15 protein-coding genes are annotated in these 17,898 nt (G+C 70.4%); 3 read left to right on the forward strand and 12 right to left on the reverse strand.

The window, feature by feature from the left end; genetic code table 11:
- Nucleotides 1–761: 761 nt before the first annotated feature.
- From mhpA to C8E96_RS25755, 5 genes are read right to left on the reverse strand one after another with little or no spacing between them, the layout of a single operon-like run.
- Nucleotides 762–2,249 carry a bifunctional 3-(3-hydroxy-phenyl)propionate/3-hydroxycinnamic acid hydroxylase MhpA gene (gene mhpA / locus C8E96_RS25735; protein WP_091369351.1) on the reverse strand — a complete coding sequence of 496 codons (1,488 nt, stop codon included), beginning with the start codon at nt 2,247–2,249 and terminating at the stop codon, nt 762–764.
- Entirely contained in the window at nt 2,249–2,590 is a 342-nt protein-coding gene (locus C8E96_RS25740) for a DoxX family protein (protein WP_091369353.1), read from the reverse strand. Before C8E96_RS25740 ends, mhpA begins: the two co-directional genes overlap by 1 nt.
- A complete protein-coding gene (locus C8E96_RS25745; protein ID WP_091370145.1) occupies nt 2,587–4,446 on the reverse strand; it encodes an acyl-CoA synthetase in 1,860 nt (619 codons plus the stop codon). Before C8E96_RS25745 ends, C8E96_RS25740 begins: the two co-directional genes overlap by 4 nt.
- The gene (locus C8E96_RS25750; protein WP_091369356.1) at nt 4,443–5,375 is read right to left on the reverse strand and encodes a fumarylacetoacetate hydrolase family protein; all 933 of its coding nucleotides are present in this window, start codon (nt 5,373–5,375) and stop codon (nt 4,443–4,445) included. The genes C8E96_RS25745 and C8E96_RS25750 overlap by 4 nt, the downstream gene beginning before the upstream one ends.
- The gene (locus C8E96_RS25755) at nt 5,372–6,505 is read right to left on the reverse strand and encodes a VOC family protein (RefSeq protein WP_091369360.1); all 1,134 of its coding nucleotides are present in this window, start codon (nt 6,503–6,505) and stop codon (nt 5,372–5,374) included. Before C8E96_RS25755 ends, C8E96_RS25750 begins: the two co-directional genes overlap by 4 nt.
- Before the next feature lie 123 nt (nt 6,506–6,628).
- On the opposite strand from C8E96_RS25755, the gene C8E96_RS25760 reads away from it, so the two are divergent.
- Entirely contained in the window at nt 6,629–7,276 is a 648-nt protein-coding gene (locus C8E96_RS25760; RefSeq protein WP_091369363.1) for a TetR/AcrR family transcriptional regulator, read from the forward strand.
- Nucleotides 7,277–7,560: 284 nt separating this feature from the next.
- Here the strand turns inward: C8E96_RS25760 and C8E96_RS25765 are convergent, their stop codons facing one another.
- On the reverse strand, nt 7,561–8,520 hold the full coding sequence (locus tag C8E96_RS25765) for a hypothetical protein (RefSeq protein ID WP_091369366.1): 960 nt from the start codon (nt 8,518–8,520) through the stop codon (nt 7,561–7,563).
- 324 nt (nt 8,521–8,844) lie between these two features.
- On the reverse strand, nt 8,845–10,296 hold the full coding sequence (locus C8E96_RS25770) for a hypothetical protein (RefSeq protein WP_091369368.1): 1,452 nt from the start codon (nt 10,294–10,296) through the stop codon (nt 8,845–8,847).
- Between the two features lie 159 nt (nt 10,297–10,455).
- Between C8E96_RS25770 and C8E96_RS25775 the strand changes: the two genes are divergently transcribed.
- Entirely contained in the window at nt 10,456–13,065 is a 2,610-nt protein-coding gene (locus C8E96_RS25775; RefSeq protein WP_091369372.1) for a LuxR C-terminal-related transcriptional regulator, read from the forward strand.
- Nucleotides 13,066–13,124: 59 nt separating this feature from the next.
- Here C8E96_RS25775 and C8E96_RS25780 read toward each other — a convergent pair whose 3' ends face one another.
- The 4 genes from C8E96_RS25780 to C8E96_RS25795 all read right to left on the reverse strand — a co-directional run bounded on the left by C8E96_RS25780 (nt 13,125) and on the right by C8E96_RS25795 (nt 15,747).
- A complete protein-coding gene (locus C8E96_RS25780) occupies nt 13,125–14,096 on the reverse strand; it encodes an ABC transporter permease subunit (RefSeq protein ID WP_091369375.1) in 972 nt (323 codons plus the stop codon).
- Nucleotides 14,084–14,992: an ABC transporter ATP-binding protein gene (locus C8E96_RS25785; RefSeq protein WP_091369379.1), complete on the reverse strand. Its 909-nt coding sequence runs from the start codon at nt 14,990–14,992 to the stop codon at nt 14,084–14,086. Before C8E96_RS25785 ends, C8E96_RS25780 begins: the two co-directional genes overlap by 13 nt.
- On the reverse strand, nt 14,989–15,384 hold the full coding sequence (locus tag C8E96_RS25790) for a GntR family transcriptional regulator (RefSeq protein WP_091369383.1): 396 nt from the start codon (nt 15,382–15,384) through the stop codon (nt 14,989–14,991). Before C8E96_RS25790 ends, C8E96_RS25785 begins: the two co-directional genes overlap by 4 nt.
- An 87-nt stretch (nt 15,385–15,471) precedes the next feature.
- Nucleotides 15,472–15,747, reverse strand: a complete 276-nt coding sequence (locus tag C8E96_RS25795; RefSeq protein WP_091369387.1) for a hypothetical protein — start codon at nt 15,745–15,747, stop codon at nt 15,472–15,474.
- Here C8E96_RS25795 and C8E96_RS25800 point away from each other — a divergent pair.
- Nucleotides 15,746–16,486, forward strand: coding sequence for a PepSY domain-containing protein (locus C8E96_RS25800; RefSeq protein WP_133794787.1), 741 nt, complete (start codon nt 15,746–15,748; stop codon nt 16,484–16,486). The genes C8E96_RS25795 and C8E96_RS25800 overlap by 2 nt on opposite strands.
- A gap of 27 nt (nt 16,487–16,513) precedes the next feature.
- Here C8E96_RS25800 and C8E96_RS25805 read toward each other — a convergent pair whose 3' ends face one another.
- A complete protein-coding gene (locus C8E96_RS25805; protein ID WP_091369393.1) occupies nt 16,514–17,716 on the reverse strand; it encodes a hypothetical protein in 1,203 nt (400 codons plus the stop codon).
- Nucleotides 17,717–17,898 lie beyond the last annotated feature (182 nt).

Here is a 17,898-nt window from a genome sequence, read left to right on the forward strand (position 1 = left end):
GTTGAACTGTCCACTTGGTACGGAGGCGCAAGTGACCGCACTTGCCCTGCAGTCACACCTGGCGATGATCCAGGGCAAACGTGCGGATCACGGCGCCGGCGGCCCAACTCGTGGGACCTCGCGATGATCCGCTACGTGGTCGGGGTCGAGCCGCTGGCGTCGGCGTCCGACGATGAGGTGGTCGGAGCTGGCCGGGCCGGTGATCCAGCGCTATCTGAACGGGTGAGTTGCCAGGCGCCACCGCGCCCGCTGTCGGCCCCCCGGCGGGCGCCGACAGACAACTCAGCGCACTCGGTCGGCTCCCCGCCTCGAGAGCGGGCAGCCGACCGAGTGAGGGGCGGCTACCGGCCGACCCTCCAGGTCTGCCAGCCGTTGCCGAGCCAGGTTGAGGCGCCCAGGGCTTGGCCGTTGCTCGGGTAGAGATACATGTCCCCGGAGCCGGAGATCAGGACGGCGTCCGCCTTGCCGTCGGCGGTGACGCCACGAACACTCCACTCGACATCGCCATCTCGACTCCTCCCGCCATGGCGAAACCGAGACCGACGCACACCGAGCGAACGACGCCCCGCAGCCACCGACCACCCGAACAGCCCCAAGCCAGGACAGACAGAAAGTCGAGCCAAGGCTTGGAGAGCTCGGCAGACGATCATCGACAAGCTCGGCCAATTCGCCGTCGCGGCGAAGTCCCTGGCCCGCCGGGAGGAGACCGTCCCCGCACTCAGCGGCGCGGGTGTCGCCGATGACTGACCCTGGTTTCGGTGTCAGCTGTTGCCTGTGAGTCGCAGCAGTTGGGCGCAGCCTTCGGCGAGGTCGTGGGTGGTGGTGAGCACCGTGCCGTCGGGTCGGACAACCGCCGCCCCTGCCCGCTGGAGCCAGTGGTGGAGGTCGTCGCCGGGGTGGGTCTCGATGAGGACGGCGTCCGCGGCTTCGAGGGCGGCGCGTTGGGTCGCGGTCGGAGTGGTTGTGGTGATGACCGCGAAACTGTGGGCGGCCACGTCGTCGAGTCGGCGGCCGTCGGGGAGGCAGGCGTTCGGGCAGAGAGTGCCCGCCAGGGCGCCGCGCAGCACGAGGCTGGAGCGGCGCAGGGTGGGGGTTTCGCTGCTGAGGACGCGGGCTTTGAGCCCGGGCAGGAGACGCAGCCGGGGCAGCACCAGGCGACGGAGGAAGTTGGCTGCCTCTCCGCCTTCGGTCATGGCATGGCCGACGAGTTTCGCCAGACGGATCATGGTGCGGGCATGGGGTGCTCGTTCGGCCTGGTAGGTGTCCAGTGTGGACTCCGGCAGGGCCCGCCGGAGAACACCGGCGAGTTTCCACGCGAGGTTGGCCGCGTCGCGCAGGCCGGCGCCCATGCCTTGGCCGATGAACGGGGGCGTGAGGTGGGCGGCGTCGCCGAGGAGGAACACCCGGCGGTCGCGCCAGCGGTCGGCGATGCGCGCTCGGAAGGTGTACTCGGCGCAGCGCACCAGTTCCAGGTCGTCTACCGGGATGTCCTTGGTCCACGGCTGGATCAGCGGGTGCAGCTTGATCAGCTCGCGGTAGTCCTCGGCGACCTCGTCGGGCGCGAGCCGGAACTCCCAGCGGTGGCGTCTTTTCCCGATCCGCATGTAGGTGGCGGCACGATCGCGGTCGCACACCTGGTGCACACCCTCCCACTGCCCGAGTTCGGCGTCGGTGGCCACGTCCACGACCAGCCACCGCTGGGCCAGACCCAGATCACGCATGGCGGCGCCGATCGACGCCCGCACCAAGCTGTTGGCACCGTCGCACCCGAGCACGTACTGGGCGTGGACCGACTCCGACGCGCCCGACGCGCGATCGGTGAACTCGACCCGCACCGAGTCGCTGTCCTGGACGACGGCCGTGACCTCGACGTCGCCGCGGAAGGTGACCGACGGGCGCCGGGCAAGGTTTTCGCGCAGGAGACGTTCCAGTTCCGGTTGGTCGAACATGTTGGCCTCGGGGAACCCATGTCTGCCCACGGTCGAACTGCGCCGGAACTCGGCGAGCACCCGCAGGTCGGAGTCGAGCAGCCGCAACCCATGGCAGGGCCAGGAGATGGCGGCGAACTCCTCCCCCAGCCCCATCCGGGCCAGGATGCGGTAGATCTCGTCGTCGAGGTGGACCGCCCGCGGTTGGGGGTAGACCGACTCCCACCGCTCAAGAACCAGGCACTCCACGCCCTGTTGACCGAGGAGCGCGGCCGCCGTCAGCCCGGTCGGTCCGGCACCGACGATCACCACCGGAATCATCACAGCGCGCCTGACAGGACAGTGGCGTAGCAGGCGACCAGCACGCCGCACACGACTGCGGGCGCGACCTCGCGCGCGCCGTCACCGCGCCGAAGGTGGACCGTGAGGGCGCCGCCGAGCAGGAGCAGCAGCCCGCAGGCGGCGGCGATGCCCAGCAGGGGAACGACTGGGCCGAGCGCGACACCGACGGCTCCGGCGACCTCCAGCGCGCCGACGGCCCGGTAGGCCGCCACCGAGAACCCGGCCTTGGCGGCCAACACGCGCATCGGCGCCAATGCCAGCAGCTTGGCAAGCCCGAGGCCGCCGAATGTCACGGCGATGATCGCCGCGATGACGATCATGGCCGTACCCGCACTGTGGAGCGCAGGGCATAGCGGCTCAGCACCGACTCCGCGCCGTGCCGGTCGACTTCTCCCGCGACGGTAACCATGGCGGTGATGGAGCCGTCCTCGATCACCGTGTCCACCGAAGCACCATTGAGCGCCTCGGCGAGTGCTCGGCGGGTGGCGTCGGCGCGCAACGCCAACTTGTACGGCTTGCCGACGTCGGTGACCGGGAGTGCGTCCAGCACCCAGACCGCTTTCGGCGCTGCCGCCCGCTCGGTGACCTGGTCATTCGCCCACTGGCACAACTCGTCCTCGGTGACCGCGGCGCCAGGCCGAAGGGTTACGTAGGCGACCGGGACCTCCCCCGCGTGCTCGTCCGGCTTGCCGACGGCGCTCGCCGCGGTGACCGCGGGGTGCGACAGCATGGCGTCCTCGACCATCGCCGGGTCGATGTTATGGCCGCCGCGGATGATCAGGTCTTTCGCGCGGCCCGCGAGGTGGATGAAGCCGTCCTCGTCGACGCGAGCGAGGTCGCCGGTGTTGAGCCAGCCTTCGGTGAGCGTGCCGAGTCCGTCCAGGGTGTGCCCGTGGTCGTCGCGGCCGGTGACGTAGCCGGGGAAGACCGTGGGTCCGCTGATCACCAGGACGCCGACTTCTCCTGCGGGCAGGTCCTGCCAGGTCCCGTCCTCGTGGACCCGGACAGCTTTCACCTGCTGATACGGCAGGCGCTGTCCTACCGCGCCGGGTCGTGGGGCGTCGGGAAAGCTGCGGGCGGTGGCGCAGGTGGCTTCCGTCAGGCCGTAGCCCTCGACCAGTGTTACCCCGGTGTGTGCCTGGAAGCCGTCGCGCACCGCCTCGGGCAATGGGGAGGCGCCGACCATCGCGTAGCGCAGGCCGGTGATGTCGGCGTCGACCGGCAGGTGGGTCAAGACGGCGTACACCGTGGGGACGGCGCTCATGGCGGTGACGCTGTAGTGCTCGACGATCTTCCAGAAGGTGCCGATCAACCCTGGGTCGCGGTAGCCAAGCGGCCCGGCCCACAGCACCTGCTGTCCGTTGAACAGCGGGGACAGCAGGGTGACCACCAATGCGTTGACGTGGAACAACGGCAGGGCGGCGAAGAGCACCGAGTCGGCGTCGAGCAGGGGGTTGGCGGCCAGCATCCACGCGTCGGCGACTTCGTTGGTGTGGGTGTGGGCGGCCAGTTTCGGCGCGCCCGTCGTGCCGCCGGTGTGGAAGAGCCCGGCGAGATCGGTGCTCGTGGGTGGCTTCCCGGCGAACTCCGTCGGGTCCTCCCCCGCGGCCAAGTCGTCCAGGAAGCGCGCGCCGTCGGGTAGCTCCGGCGTGTCCTCGGCATCGGTGGGTCGCAGCACGAGGAGGGTGTCAACCGGAAGCCGCCGTGCGGTGTCCCAAGTGGAGGGCGCGAGTTCGGGGCCGGCGGTGATCAGGATTCGGGCGCCGGAGCGGGCGAGCAGTTCGGTGAGGTGCTGTGGTGACAGGCTTCCGTTGAGCGGGGCGGCGATGCCCGCGAGCTGTGCCGCGAGCGTCGCCGGGACCAGTTCGGCGCAGTTGGGCGACATCAAGGCCACCGCGTCACCGCGCCGGACGCCGAGCCGGTGCAGCAGGTTGGCGTAGCGGTGCACGTCGGCGAGCAGTTCGGCGTAGGTCCGGCGCACCGGTTCGCGCCAGCGGGCGGCTTCGGGCAGGACGGTGATCGCCGTCCGGTCGGGCCACAGAGCGGCGGCTCGGGTGAGCAGTGCGTAGGTGGTCTCGGGCAGGCCGCGGTCGGCCATCGGGACGGATTCGATCGACGTCAGGTCCGCCGGGTCGGCGCAGGCGGGCCACAGCAGGTCCTCAGTGGACACGGTCATCGTGTCCACCTCACGACGGTGCGCTGGCGGCCCAGGTCGATCGCGCCGTCGTCGGTGCCGACCGTGGCCTCGATGAGGTCGCCGTCCTGGAGGTACTTGGGGTTGCGTGCCTGGCCTTTGAAGAACAGTTTCCACTTCGTGGCCGCGGGCAGCAGAGACGCGATGACCTCCACGGGCTTGGGCGGCGCGCTGAGTGCCGTGCCGACCGGGGTGCCGGTGAGCAGGAGATCGCCGGGATCGAGCCGCTGGAACCGGGTCAGCCCGCGCAGCGCTTCGACTGGTTGGTACAGCATGTCGGCGGCGGTCATGTCCTGCCGCGGCTCGCCGTTGACCCACAGGCGGAGTCGAAGGTCGGCGAATCGCTTGAGCTCGTCGGCCTCCAGGAGGACCAGCGCGGGCCCGACCGGGGTGAAGGTCGGATAGGACTTCGCCTCGTAGAACTGGGTTTTCGGCAGCTGCAGGTCACGGGCGGAGATGTCGTTGGTGATCACGACACCGGCGACGTAGTCGGCGAGCGTCTCGGGCGTGATCTCCGTGCCCACCGGCATCGGCGCGCCGAACACCAGCCCGATCTCCACTTCGTAGTCCAGCAGCCGAACGTGCTTGGGCCGGATGACGTCGTCGGAGGGGCCGCTGATCGAACCGGACGTCTTGCGGAAGAACGTCAGCGGCACTGCTGCCGGGTTCATCCCGGCATCCTTGACGTGGGAGACGAAGTTGGTCATCTGTGCGACGACCCGGCACGGCGCGGTCACCGGCGACACGAGCGCCAGCGACTCGACGGGCACCGGTTCGCCGGCCGCCTGGTCGATCGCGGACCGGTCGGCGAGCAGCTCCGCGGTGGTCTCGGCGTCGCTGTCGATCCGGACCGCGCCCGCGGGCGTGCGTACCCACCAGGCGTCGGCGGTGCGGAGGATGGAGGTGCTCATGTGGTGGCCACTTTCATCAGACCGCGCAGGCGGTTCAGGTCGAATTCGTTGTCCTCGCGCAGTGCGGTGAACACGGCTTTGAGTTCGCGCAGCGATTCCCGGCCCGGCTTGACGCCCAGGAAGTCCTTTGTGGCCGGTGGTCCCCACTGGGCCAGGCCGGACGCGGTCATCGGCGCCCAGCCAGGCTCGAGGGTGTGGTCGAACAGGTCTCCATCGCTGAAGTGCTCGACCAGGAACCCGTCGGGATCGCGCCAGTAGTCGAAGATCTGGCTGCCCTGGATGTGCCTGCCGATCCCCCACGACCGCTGGTAGCCCAGGTCGAGCAGGTGCTCGCCGCCCGCGGCCAGCGCATCGAGGTCGCCTACCTGGTAGGCCGAGTGCACGTACCGGTCGCTGGGGCCCAGCGTGATCGCCAGCGTGTGATGGTCGGTGGGCATGCTGCCCTGGTCGCAGCGGATGAAGCTCATCACCGGCCCGCGATCGCGCTGGCCCGGGTAGTACAGGAAGTCGCTGACGATCATCCCCAGGTGCTCCAGGTACCAGTCCAGCGTCCGCCGGTACCGGGTCGTCTGCAGGACGACGTGTCCAAGTCGCCGGACCTTCGCGGGCACGCGCGGCGGCCGCTGCATGGCGTTGGTCCGGGCGGCACCACGGGCGACGTTCCAGGTGAGCGGCTCCTGCGACGGCAGCGCGGGCAGCAGGTCGGTGCCCGACACGACCCGGACCCGCAGCGCGCTCGGGTCCTCCAAGTCGACCCCCACACCACCGAGGGGTTCCGGCAGCGGGGCGGCCGTCGCGCCGGTGGCCTCAGCCAGCCGCAGCACGTCCTTCGGGTCGGCGGCCTGGAACGCCGGCCCGAGGAACCGCGACCGCGTACCACGACGGATCAGCACACAGGGCGCGCCCGGGTCGGTGCCGCGCAGGTGAAGCTCGTCGGCCGTGCGCAGCGAGGTGGTGAAGCCGAAGGCGTGCGCGAACACCTCGGCCCGCCGCAGGTCAGGCTTCTCGAACTCCAGCCAGGCCTGATCACGCACCTTGACGATCGGATTCGCCGCGCGGCCGGTGTGCTCGCCGCGCCGGGCGCCGTGCTCGCTGTGCAGGCCCGAATGCGGGTCTCGGCGATTCGCCATCGAACGCTCCCTTCGCGTTTCTGACGATATCATCAGTTACGAGCGGTTCGTCAGTCAAGCATTGTTGAGGATTTCCTCATTTCTGACGGAAGCCGTAGGCTGCACGCGGAGGAGGTGACGGGCATGGCTGAGACGGCCACGAATCGCTTGGACCGGCGCAAGGCGCGCACACGCGCCGCCCTGGTCAGCGCGGCACAGGCGTTCATCGCCGCGGGCAAGACCAACGCGCCGATCCTTGAGATCACCCAGGCCGCCGACGTCGGGATGGGATCGTTCTACAACCACTTCCAGAGCAAGGAAGAGCTGTTCCAGGCCGCGGTCGAGGACGCACTCGACGCGATCGGAGCCGTCCTCGACCGAATCACCGAGGACCTCCAGGACCCCGCCCACGTCTTCGCCCAGAGCTTCCGCATCACGGGTCGCCTGCACCGCCGCAACGTCGAGCTAAGCAAGGTGTTGCTCCACACCGGAACGGCTCTGGCCGACTCCGACAAGGGCATGGTCCCTCGCGCCCGTCGCGACATCCTCGCCGCCGCGAAAGCCGGCCGATTCACCATCCGCGACGCGGACCTGACCATGGTCACCGTCCTCGGCGCCGCCCTGTGTCTCGGCCAATACCTCCACGACCACCCAAACCGCGACGACGCCGAAGCCACCGACCGGGTCACCGAGGACCTGCTCCGCATGCTCGGCCTACCCGCTGAGGAAGCTCACAACATCTGCCGACGCCAGCTGCCCGACATAGACGAGTTGCTCAACGGCACCGCATAGCGCCCGTTCAAGCGGCAGCCGACACGGGCGGCCTATTGCGGGTCGGGTCATTGCTCGACGGGCACGGCACACCCCGCTCGTTCAGCTCCCGTGCGATGGACGCGGCGCTGCGCCCCAACACCGCGTTCGGCGAAGATCCACCGCACATGCGCGGCGGTAACCGCCGCTCCATGCAGATCACCAGGCGCGCTCGGGCGATCAAGGCAACGCGCTCCACATGGCGCACATCGCCAATGTCATCGACGCGCCGGAGAGGAGACCGTCACGACGGCGGCTGGCGTGACCTACTCTTCGTCGCACTCGTTCGGCGACCGGTTGCCGAGCGTCCTCCCGTGGTCCCTGATGTCATAGATGATCGTCGAGAGCGGCCCGTAGCGCGGTTGTTTTACGATGTTGCGCGCGCCGGAATAGTAGTCCGCGGCCGATTCGAAGTTGACATACAGCGTGCCGGCCGCGTTGACGATGCCCTCGGACATGGCATGCGTATAGATGAACCGGTCACTGGCGAATCCCTCACCCCGTGTGCGGACGGTGATGCGGCTCCAGCAGTCGCGGTCCCAGCTCTGCGAAAAGACGAAGAAATTCTCCGTCACGACCAAGCCCTGCACATTGCCGGGGATCCCCCAGGAGTTCTCGGGCCGGGAGGCCGGGTCGCCAGTGTTGGGGTCCATCGGCCAGGTGTAGAGCCTGCCGTGCTCCTGGTAGGTCTTATCCTTGGTATGGGTGCCAAAGTACAGAGTGTCGCCGGAAATCGTGACAAAGGCGCCCGAGTCGTCCGGCATCTTCCAGTAGCCCCGCAGCGGCAGGTGCTCCAAATTCTTGGTGGTTCCAATATCGGACAGCCGATAAATACGCAGGTGTGCTTCACCGTCACCATCGGTGTCAACGGTGTACAACCAGTGTCGCCAAGCCACTACCCCGCCGACATGGCCGCCGCCGATCCTGACGTTCTTGAAGTAGGTGCCGTCGGCGCCGTGCACCGCAAGTCGGCTGTTCGAGGGGTTCGACGGTTCGTAGTGGGTAACGAAAAACCGGGCGGCGCCGCCATCTCCGTCCCAGTATGCGATTCCCTGCGGCACGTGGGTGGATAGAAGCTGCAGTTCGAAGTTCATGCTCGGATCGGTCAGGTCGGTGAACCGGCCGACGAATCCCTCCGCCGCCGATGCCGACTGGGTCAACCCCATCGCCAACGTCAGTGCAGCCGCTGACGCCACCGCCGCCGTGATCGTTCGCTTGAACCGCATGTCTCCGCCCCCAGCTCCCTGCCACGCCTATCGCGACCCCGACGGATCATGAGCAGGCAGCCCGGCAACGTCGGTGAGTATTCACTAAATGAGGTCTGCCCGGTGGGCGCTTCCCAGAACGAGATCGCGTTCGTCTGGTCGGAGCCGTCGGCTCGGGGTAAGCGACCTCGGCCATCTGGGTCTCAGTCGCCAGGTGCGCGGCGAACTCGTTTGGCGCGAATCGCGGCCTCCCCCGGCGACGAAGCCGATCAAAGTCCCGTGTAGACACGCCGAAGGCCTGCCCGCCCGCGGAGGAGTCCGCGGGCGGGCAGGCGTTCTTCGCGGCTACTGCATCCAGGAGCGGGCGCCGACACCTCCGTCGGCGCCGGTCCAGAACAGGTCGAGGTGATCGTCGAACCGCGACGCCGCACTCACCGCCTGGGCGTCCGCGCCGGGCACCACGAGGTAGGGCTCGCTCCACTCCCGCCCGCCCCATGACCTGGCGACGACACCGCCGTCCGGCGCCGCCCAGAACAGGTCGATGTGCTCGCGGTGGCGCGACGCGGCGGTGACGGAGTTCGACGCCGATCCGGGTCCGGCCATCGGGTAGGGGACGCCCCAGCCGGTCGCGGCCGACCAGGAGCGGGCGCCGACGCCCCCGTCCGCGCCTGCCCAGAACAAGTCGAGGTGACCGTCGAACCGCGACGCCGCGCACACCGCGGTGGCGTGGGCGTCGTTCCCCGGCACGACCAGGTAGGGCTCGCTCCACTGCCCCGCCCACGACCTGGCGACGACACCGCCGTCCGGCGCCGCCCAGAACAGGTCGAGGTGCTCGCGGTGCCGCGACGCGGCGGTCACCGAGCCCGCGGTCGAACCCGCCGGGGCCATCGAGTAGGGCTCACCCCACCCGGCGCCCGACGACCACGAGCGGGCGCCGATGCCGCCGTCTCCGGTGGTATAGAACAGATCGAGGTGATCGTCGAACCGCGACGCCGCGCACACCGCGCGGGCGTACGCGCCGGGCACGACGAGATAGGGCGCGCTCCACTGCCCGGCCCAGGCGATACCGTAAATACCGCCGTCCGGCGCCGCCCAGAACAGGTCGAGGTGCCCGCGGTGCCGCGACACGGCCGCCACCGATCCCGCGACCGAGCCCTCCTCGACCATCGCGTACGGCGCACCCCAGCCCGGTCCCCGCACGTCGAAGTAGAGGGCGTACTCGCCGACGTCGCCGCCGTCGTCGGTTCCGGTGAGAACGATCTCGTGGGTCCAGGTGATCGACCTGTGATCGTCGTTGCGGCGCAGGGTGCGGCGTCGTTCGCCCGAGGCCACCAACTCGTCGCGGGTGAGTTGGACGGCCTTGGGGGTGTACGGATCGGCGTCGAGGCCGAGGACGTCGGTGGCGAGGTCGACCAGCGCTTCGGCGAGCAGGTCGACGAGCGGCTTGGCCAGCACGCCACCCCCTCCCCCGGCGGCGGCCAGCGCCGCGGCGGCGACGACGGAGACCGCCTCGGCAGCGGCGTCCTTGTACTTCTGGATGTCGCCGCTGTCCCATTCCACCAGCGACCCGGCGAGCGCGAGGTCGATGGCCGGTCCGGAGTAGAGCAGGGTTTGCGCGGTGGCGATCCGCTCGCCGTCCGGGCCCAGCGACCAGTAGTCGGGTCCGTCGGGGAACTTGTGCGAGCTGTGGTGCCGCCCGTCTGCGGTGACCAGGTCGACGGTGCCGAAGACTTCGTCGACGGATTCCTGCTTCTGTCTGCATTCCATGCCCACCCACCAGATCTGCACGTCGTTCATGTGGTCCTCCACTCCGACAGTCATGCGGGGATTCCCGCCGCGTCCGATCGTCTGGTGGTCAGGGCAAGGCGTCACGAGTAGTGGAGTACTCGCTTTCGGGGCAAGCGGGGTGCCAAAGGCAGTAGGTGGGCACCCCGGGTTGTCCGTAGCATCCGGGCGGTGGGGCAGCACTGGCCGCTGACCGGGCGGATTGCGGAACTCGGATCCATCGACGCGGCGCTTCGTCGCGCCGACGGTCCGCGCGGGCTGGTGCTGGCGGGCGCGGCCGGAGTCGGCAAGACCCGCTTGGCGCAGGAAGCGCTCACCCTCGCCCGGAACCGCGGCACGGCCACGCGATGGGCCGCGGCCACCGCCTCCACCCGAGCCCTCCCGCTTGGCGCCTTCTCCGCCCTGCTCGGCCGGGTCGAGGGTGATCAGCGGCAGCTGCTGGCGCAGGCGACCGCCGCGCTGGTCGCCGACAAGCCGGGTGGGGTGTTGGTCGGTGTGGACGACGCGCACCTGCTCGACGCGCTCTCCGCGCAGTTCGTGCACCAGCTGGTGTTGCGGCGGGCGGCCACGGTGGTGATCACGGTGCGGTCGGGTGAGCCCGCGCCCGACGCGGTGACCGCGCTGTGGAAGGACGGCCACCTCGACCGCCACGAAGTGCGGCCGCTGTCGGAGGCCGACACCGTCGCACTGCTCGAAGCGGTGCTGCGCGGCCAGGTCGCGGACACCACGGCCGGTCAGCTGTGGCGGCTGACCGCGGGCAACGCCCTGTATCTGCGCCTGCTCGTCGAGCAGGCGCTCGACAATCGAACCCTGCGTCGCGTCGGCGGGGTGTGGCAGCTGGCGGCGAGTCCGGAGCTGTCGCCGGGCTTGGCCGAGTTGGTCGTCGCGCGGATGGGAGCGCTGCCCGCGCCGGTCCGCGACGTCGTCGACGTGCTGGCCCTGGCCGAACCGCTGGGCGTTTCCCTGCTCACCCGGCTGACCGGCGCCGAGGCCGTGGAGGACGCCGAGTCGCGGGGCCTGCTGACCGTGCGCGCCGAAGGCCGTCGACTGCAGGCCGGGTTGGCGCATCCGCTCTACGGCGAGACCCGCCGGGCCCACGTCGGGCTGCTTCGGGCCAGGCGGCTGCGCGGTCGCATCGCCACGGCCCTGGCCGAAACCGGGTCCCGGCGCGGCGACGACGCCCTGCGCCGCGCCGTGCTCGCCGTCGACTCCGACCTGCCGCCCGACGCCCAACTGCTCGCCGACGCGGCGGGGACGGCGGTCCGGCTGATGGACATCACCCTCGCCGAACGCCTTGCGCGGCAAGCAATCGATGCCGACGACGGGCCTGCCTTCGGCGCCCGCTGGTCGCTCGCCAACGCGTTGGCCTGGCAGGGCCGCGGCGAGGAGACCGAAACCGAATGGGCCCGGCTCGCCGACCTCGCCGACAACGACATCGTGCGCGCCATGGTGGCGATGCCGCGGGCGGGCAACCTCTTCTGGATCCTGCGCCGCCCCCAGGACGCCGAAGCGATCCTCGACACCGCCGCCGCCCACGTGGACGACGACGCGCGGCTGGTGATCACCGCGATCCAGTCCGCGTTCCACGCCTTCCTCGCCCGTCCGCGGCGCGCCGTGGACGACGCCACCCGCGCGCTGGCCGTGCGGGCACTGCCCGACCAAGCGGTCGTCCTCGCCACCTGGGGTCTCGCCGCGGGATTAGGCATGCTCGGCCGCGCCGACGAGCTTCCCGCCAGCACCGAGCGCGCCTACACCGCGGCCACCCGCTGCGTCGAGGGATCGCTGCTGAGCCTCGGGCTCGCCGTCCTGGAGCTCGGTGCTCTCCGGCTCGCCGGATACCTCGACGAGATGCGCCGAGTCGGGACCGACCGGCGGGAAGCGGGGACGAACGCCACCTCGGTCGCCCACGGGATGTTCCTCGAAGGCTTCGAACTCCTTGCCCGAGGCCAACTCCGCAGGTCGATCCGGCGCCTGCGCGAGGCCCGGAGCAGATACCTCGCAGGCGATGCGGGCGGCTGGGCGTTCCTCACGCTCGTGCAGCTCACCCAAGCCCTCGCCATGGCGGGCGACCCACCCGGCGCCCGTGCGGCGCTCGCCGACCTGCGCGCCGAGCTACATCCGTCCTATGTGTTCATGGACCCCGAAGTCGCGCTGGCCCAGGCCTGGGTCGCCGCCGCGGAGGGTGCGACGACCGAGGCGGCCGATCTCGCCCGACAGGCCGCCGACCTCGCCGCGCGGCGCTGCCAGCCCGGCTACGAGGTGCTCGCGCTGCACACCGCGGTGCGCTTCGGCGACCGCACGGCTGCCGCCCGACTCGCGCACCTCGCCGAGACAGTCGACGGACCGCGTGCGCCCGCCGCCGCGGCCCACGCCGCGGCCCTGGCCGACGACGACGGTGTGGCGCTGCTCGCGGCAGCACAGCGGTGGGAGCACCTGGGCGACCTGCTCGCCGCCGCCGATGCCGCGGCCCAAGCCGCCGACGCCCACACCCGGAACAACCGCCGCGGCTCCGCGACCTCCGCGGCCGCGGAGGCACACCGGCTTGCCGAAGCCTGCGAGGGCGCACGAACTCCGGCGTTGCGCTGCGCCGCCCGACCGCTGCCGCTGACCCGGCGCGAACGAGAGATCGTCACCCTCGCCGCCGACGGCCTGTCCAACCGGGAGATCGCCGACCGGCTCGTGGTCTCCGTCCGGACCGTCGAAGGCCACCTGTACCGGGCGAGTGCCAAGCTGGGCACCACCAACCGCGGCGACTTCGCCGAGTTGCTCGAGGCACACTGACCGAATAATCGGCCCTCAGGCGGAATGGTCACGACCTCGTTGGGGTGAACGTCAGGGCACTAGATCATTCGGCGCCGTACCCGCCACACCACCACACCGATCAGGACCGCCGCGACGGCGGTGAACAGGGTCGCCTCGATGAGCTGGAACGTCCAGAACCGGTCGGCCGGGTGGTAGACCCCGAACTGCTGGATGCCCCGCGCGTGCAGGAACTGGTTGAGGTTGGTGCCTGCCCGGTTGGCGGCGTCCTCCAGCTCGTAGAACTCGGTCGCGCTCAGCCTGCGCCCGGTGGCGTCCGCGTAGCCGTGTTCGATCACCCAGTCATCGAAGCCGGGCCGGTGCCCAGCCTGGTCCTTCGAGCCGCCGACGGGGACCGGCTCCGTGGTGGTGAGCGGGGTGGCGTACGCGGGACGGGCCAACAGCGCCACCAGCATCCGGGCGGCGAGGAACGCCCCGAACGCGACGCCGAACGCGGGCAGGCTGCGCCGCAGGATCGCCCCCGCGGCGGTGGCGACGCCGAACGCGAACAGCGCGTACGCCACCGGAACAAGTCCCTCCACGTCGAAGGCGTCGTACTGGAACCGCCCTTCCCACGCGTCGAATGGCTGACGGAACCAGGTGAGCACCGCGGTGAACATCCCGGTGAGCGCGACGGTGACACCGGCCAGTGCCGCGAGCTTGGCCGCCAGCCAGCGCATCCGCGGCACGGCCTGCGTCCAGGCGAGCTGCCAGGTGCCGTCCTCCAGTTCGCGCGCGAGCAGCGGCGCACCGAGGAACGCACCGATGACGACGGGGATCAGATAGAAGCCCGCCAGGAGGTTCTCGACGTACCCGTACTCCTCGTCGAGCCTGCGGAAGGAGGCCGCGCAGGCCTCGTTGACACCGGCCTCTCCCGCACACCGGGCGGGACCGCCGGGGAACAGGTCGTGGGCCTGCGTCCCGAGCACGAGCAGGGCAATGCCGAACATGCCGACAAGCAAACCCAGGACGCAGACCTCGGTCCGGTGCTGGCGCCAGATCAACCACGCCATGCCGCCACCCCCGACGTGACCGCGGCGCTCGGCTCGACCGGCCGGCGCAGGTACGCGAGCACCAGGTCCTCCAGCGCGACCGGCTGGGCCTGCCAGCCAGGCGCGGCCGGGATCGCGCCGTCGCGTACCAGCAGGGTCGTGTGCCGGTCGCTGTGGACGGCCTCCACGACGGCGCCTGCCCGGTCGAGGTCGGTGGCCGTGCGCGGGCCGACGAGCAGCCGGTGCTCGGCGAGGAGGATCTCGATGTCACCGGTGAGCGTGACCCGGCCCTGGTTGAGCACGATCAGGTGGTCGCAGACGCGCTCCAGCTCGTGCACGACGTGGGAGGAGAACAGGACGGTCACCCCGCCTTCGGCCACCGCACCCATGAGGACCTGCAGGAACTCGCGCCGGGCCAGCGGGTCGAGGCTGGCCACCGGCTCGTCGAGGACGAGCAGGTCCGGGCGCTTCGCCAGGGCCAGAGCCAACGCGACCTGGGCCTGCTGCCCGCCGGAGAGCGTGCCTGCCCTGCGGTCGAGCGGGATGCCCAGCTTCGCCAGCCTGCGCTCGGCCAGCCCCTGGTCGAACCGCAGGTTGCAGGCCCGGCCGAAGCGGAGCATCTCGGCGACGGTGAAGCGCTTGTACAGCGGGTGGTCCTGGGCCAGGAACCCGACCCGGGACAGAGTTTTCGGGGTGCTGGCGGTGACGTCGTGGCCGAGGACCTCCACCGTGCCGGTGCTCGGTGCCAGCAACCCGACGACCAGGCGCAGCAGCGTGGTCTTGCCCGCGCCGTTCGGCCCGACCAGGGCGATCACGCCGCCCGCAGGCAGGGCCAGGGTGCAGTCGCGCAGCGCCCAGCTTCTCCGGTACCGCTTGCCCACCCCGTCGGTGCGCAGCGCGAACTCGGTCGCTGTCACGCCACGTCCTCATTCCTGGTCTGCTGGTGGACGGAAGTGAAAAGCGCGTTGACCGCCTGCTCATCGAGGCCTGCCGCGTAGGCGCGGCGCAACCAGGTCACCAGGCCGCGACTCAGCGACGTGTACGTCGATGCCGACATCGCGGCCGACTGCTGTTCATTGACGAACGTGCCCTGGCCTGCCCGGCCGGTGACCAGGTTCTCCTGCTCCATCTGCCGATACGCCTTGGCGACGGTGTTCGGATTGATCGCCAGGTCCTCGACCGCCTCGCGGATGAGCGGGAGACGGTCACCGGGTTGGAGAAAGCCCAGCAGCACCGCCTGGCGGACCTGCTGGACGAGTTGCAGGTACGGCGGCACACCGGAGTGGGTGTCGAGCCGGAAGACGAACACGGCAGCCCCTTTACTGGTTTACTAGTACCCTAGTAAAGCAGCAGTCACCCGCCCGCCACCAGCACCATCTGGCTTCGAGGACAGGCCCTAGCGCCGTACGAGCACGGTGCGCGCGCTCCCGCCATCCCCCACGTAGTCATAGACCAGTTGGGCGCCGGACAGAGTGACCGTGACGCGGCCCTTGTCCGGGCAGTTCCCGTACACGTCGAACTCCTCGGTCTCCGCGAACACGAGCTTGTCCGCGCTCACCTCGACGAGGTCCAGGTTTCCCGAGCACGCCAGCTTGCCGGTCCCGGGAAGAGCGTTGAACTCGCCGTCCCGGTACTCGCTGAAGCCCTCGTTGCTCGGCGGCGGGACGGTCATGTGGTTCGACCGGCGCCGGGGCCCGGCGCGGCGCAAGGAAACCGGGCGGTCGCTGGCCCGCAGGCTGCACACACGAATCGGGCTGTGGCTGATGGTCAGCCTGCTTATGTTCGTAGTGACGGGAATCGTCCGGTCACCGCACTTCGGGTCGCGCGTCGTCTCCGTCCTTGATGGACCGACGGTGTCGACCGCGCCGATCAAGGGATCGGGCGGGTTGATCGGGGTGGACCGGGCCGTGGCGTGCGCTTCCCGCGCGGGGCTGGGCGGCCCACTGCGGATCACCATGGCTACGTCGCACGGCCGTCCCTACACCGTGGCCGAGCGAACCGTCCGCTGGCCGATTCGCGCTGATGAGGTCACCGTCGATCCGTACACCGGCCGGATCGCCGACCGAGTGCGGTTCGCTGACACTCCCCTGGTCAGCAAGGTGCTCAAGCTTGGTGTGCTCGCGCACAGCGGCCGGTTGTTCGGCCCGGTCAACCAGGCAGTGGAGCTGTTGCGGATGCTCGGCACCGTGCCCCTGATCGGCTTCGGATACCGGATGTGGTGGCAACGCGGCCCGCGCCGCGGGCCTCCGGCGCGGCGGGCGATCCTGCGCACGATCCCGTGGCCAGGTCGGCTGGTGGTGCTGGGCTCCGTGAGTGCGGTGCGCCGGCTGCTGCCCGCGTTCGGGATCAGTCTGGCGTTGTTCGTGGTCGTGGAGGCGGCGGTCAACTGGGCGAAGGAGGCACCCGCATGATCGTCGACTTGCGTCGCCTACCGATCATCAGTGACGACAGCGGGCTGCCGGCGTCTCGAGGCACAGCTTGACGGCGCACGCCTGGCGGACGGCGTCGGTCGCGGTGTCACGGACGCCTTCGCGCAGCTTGGCGTCCGTCGCGGAGACGACGGAGTAGTAGAAGCCGGAGAAGACGGCGAGGAAGCCCGCCACCCGCACGTGCTGCCACGTCATCGCCAGCGGCACGTCGCCCAATTCGAACTCGCGGATGACCCGCGGCCGCGCCGTCGTCCACGCCTCGACCGTTGCCGCGTCGACGACGAGCACGCCGAGCAGCAGGAAGAACGCGAAGACCGCGCTCGCGACGACCGAGGCGACGACGAGCTTGGACAGCGCGGCGACCAGCCGCAGCTGCAGGCGCTCGGACCGGTCGAGCACCACGGTCAGCGGCTTCCCGGCGTCCGGCACGGTGAGCCGGGAGCCGATCGAGGTGCCCGCGATGGCCGACTCGATCTCGGCGCGCGACTCGAACCGGGCCAGGGCGTCGAGGTCGAGCTGGAAGCGGCTGCCGAGGAAGTAGCCCGCCACGACAAGGAACAGCAGCAGCGCGGTGACGTAGGCGGGCGTCCCGATGCTGCCGACCGACTGCCAGACCTCGGCGGTCAGGAAGAAGAAGGTCACGACGCCGAGCATCACCGGCAGAGTGCGCGCGACGGCCACCCCGACGACGCTCGCCGCCTGGGAGAACTCGCGCAGCAGAAAGCGGGTCAGCGAGGCGAGCCCGCTACGCACGACCGCCCACGCGACAAGCAGCACCACGATCTGCACGACGACGAACCCGACGTACGTCACCATGAGCGCGACGCCCGCGCCCACGCTCAGGTTCAGCTCCGACCGGTCCTTCACCCAGTCGCTCAGCAGCACGGCCAGTGGCGGCAGCACGACGAAACCGACCACCTCGAGCACCCCGACGCGGGGAGGCAGCGCGAACGGGGCCCGCCGCCGCGACAGGTTGCCCGCCGCCCACAGGAGCAGCACCGCCGCGACGGACACCGCCAGCCCCACGGCCGTCGCCCAGTCCGGCTCCGTGAAGGCGTCCACGACCCACGGTCCGAACCACCCGACGGCGAGTGGGCCGGTCATGCGCTGGGCGACCCGCGCGTTGCGGCCGGGGGTGTCGAGCATCAGCGGGATCCCACGGCGGTGAAACCACTCGTCGATCGCCCGCTCGTCAGTCAGCTTCTGGGGCATGGGGACCGAGCCTAGGGCTCGCTCCCCCGCTCATCAGAGCCGCACCAAGGCAGCTGTCACACCCAGCCCTCCCGCCGCGGTTCGAGCGGCCACGTTGGTACAGGTCGCCCGCGACCGGGCCGGGCGGCGCCAATCCACAGCCGGTAACACCACCGCGCGTAACGCGACGCTCAGGTACCGGG

Source organism: Actinokineospora alba, assembly GCF_004362515.1.
Taxonomy (GTDB): Bacteria; Actinomycetota; Actinomycetes; order Mycobacteriales; family Pseudonocardiaceae; genus Actinokineospora; species Actinokineospora alba.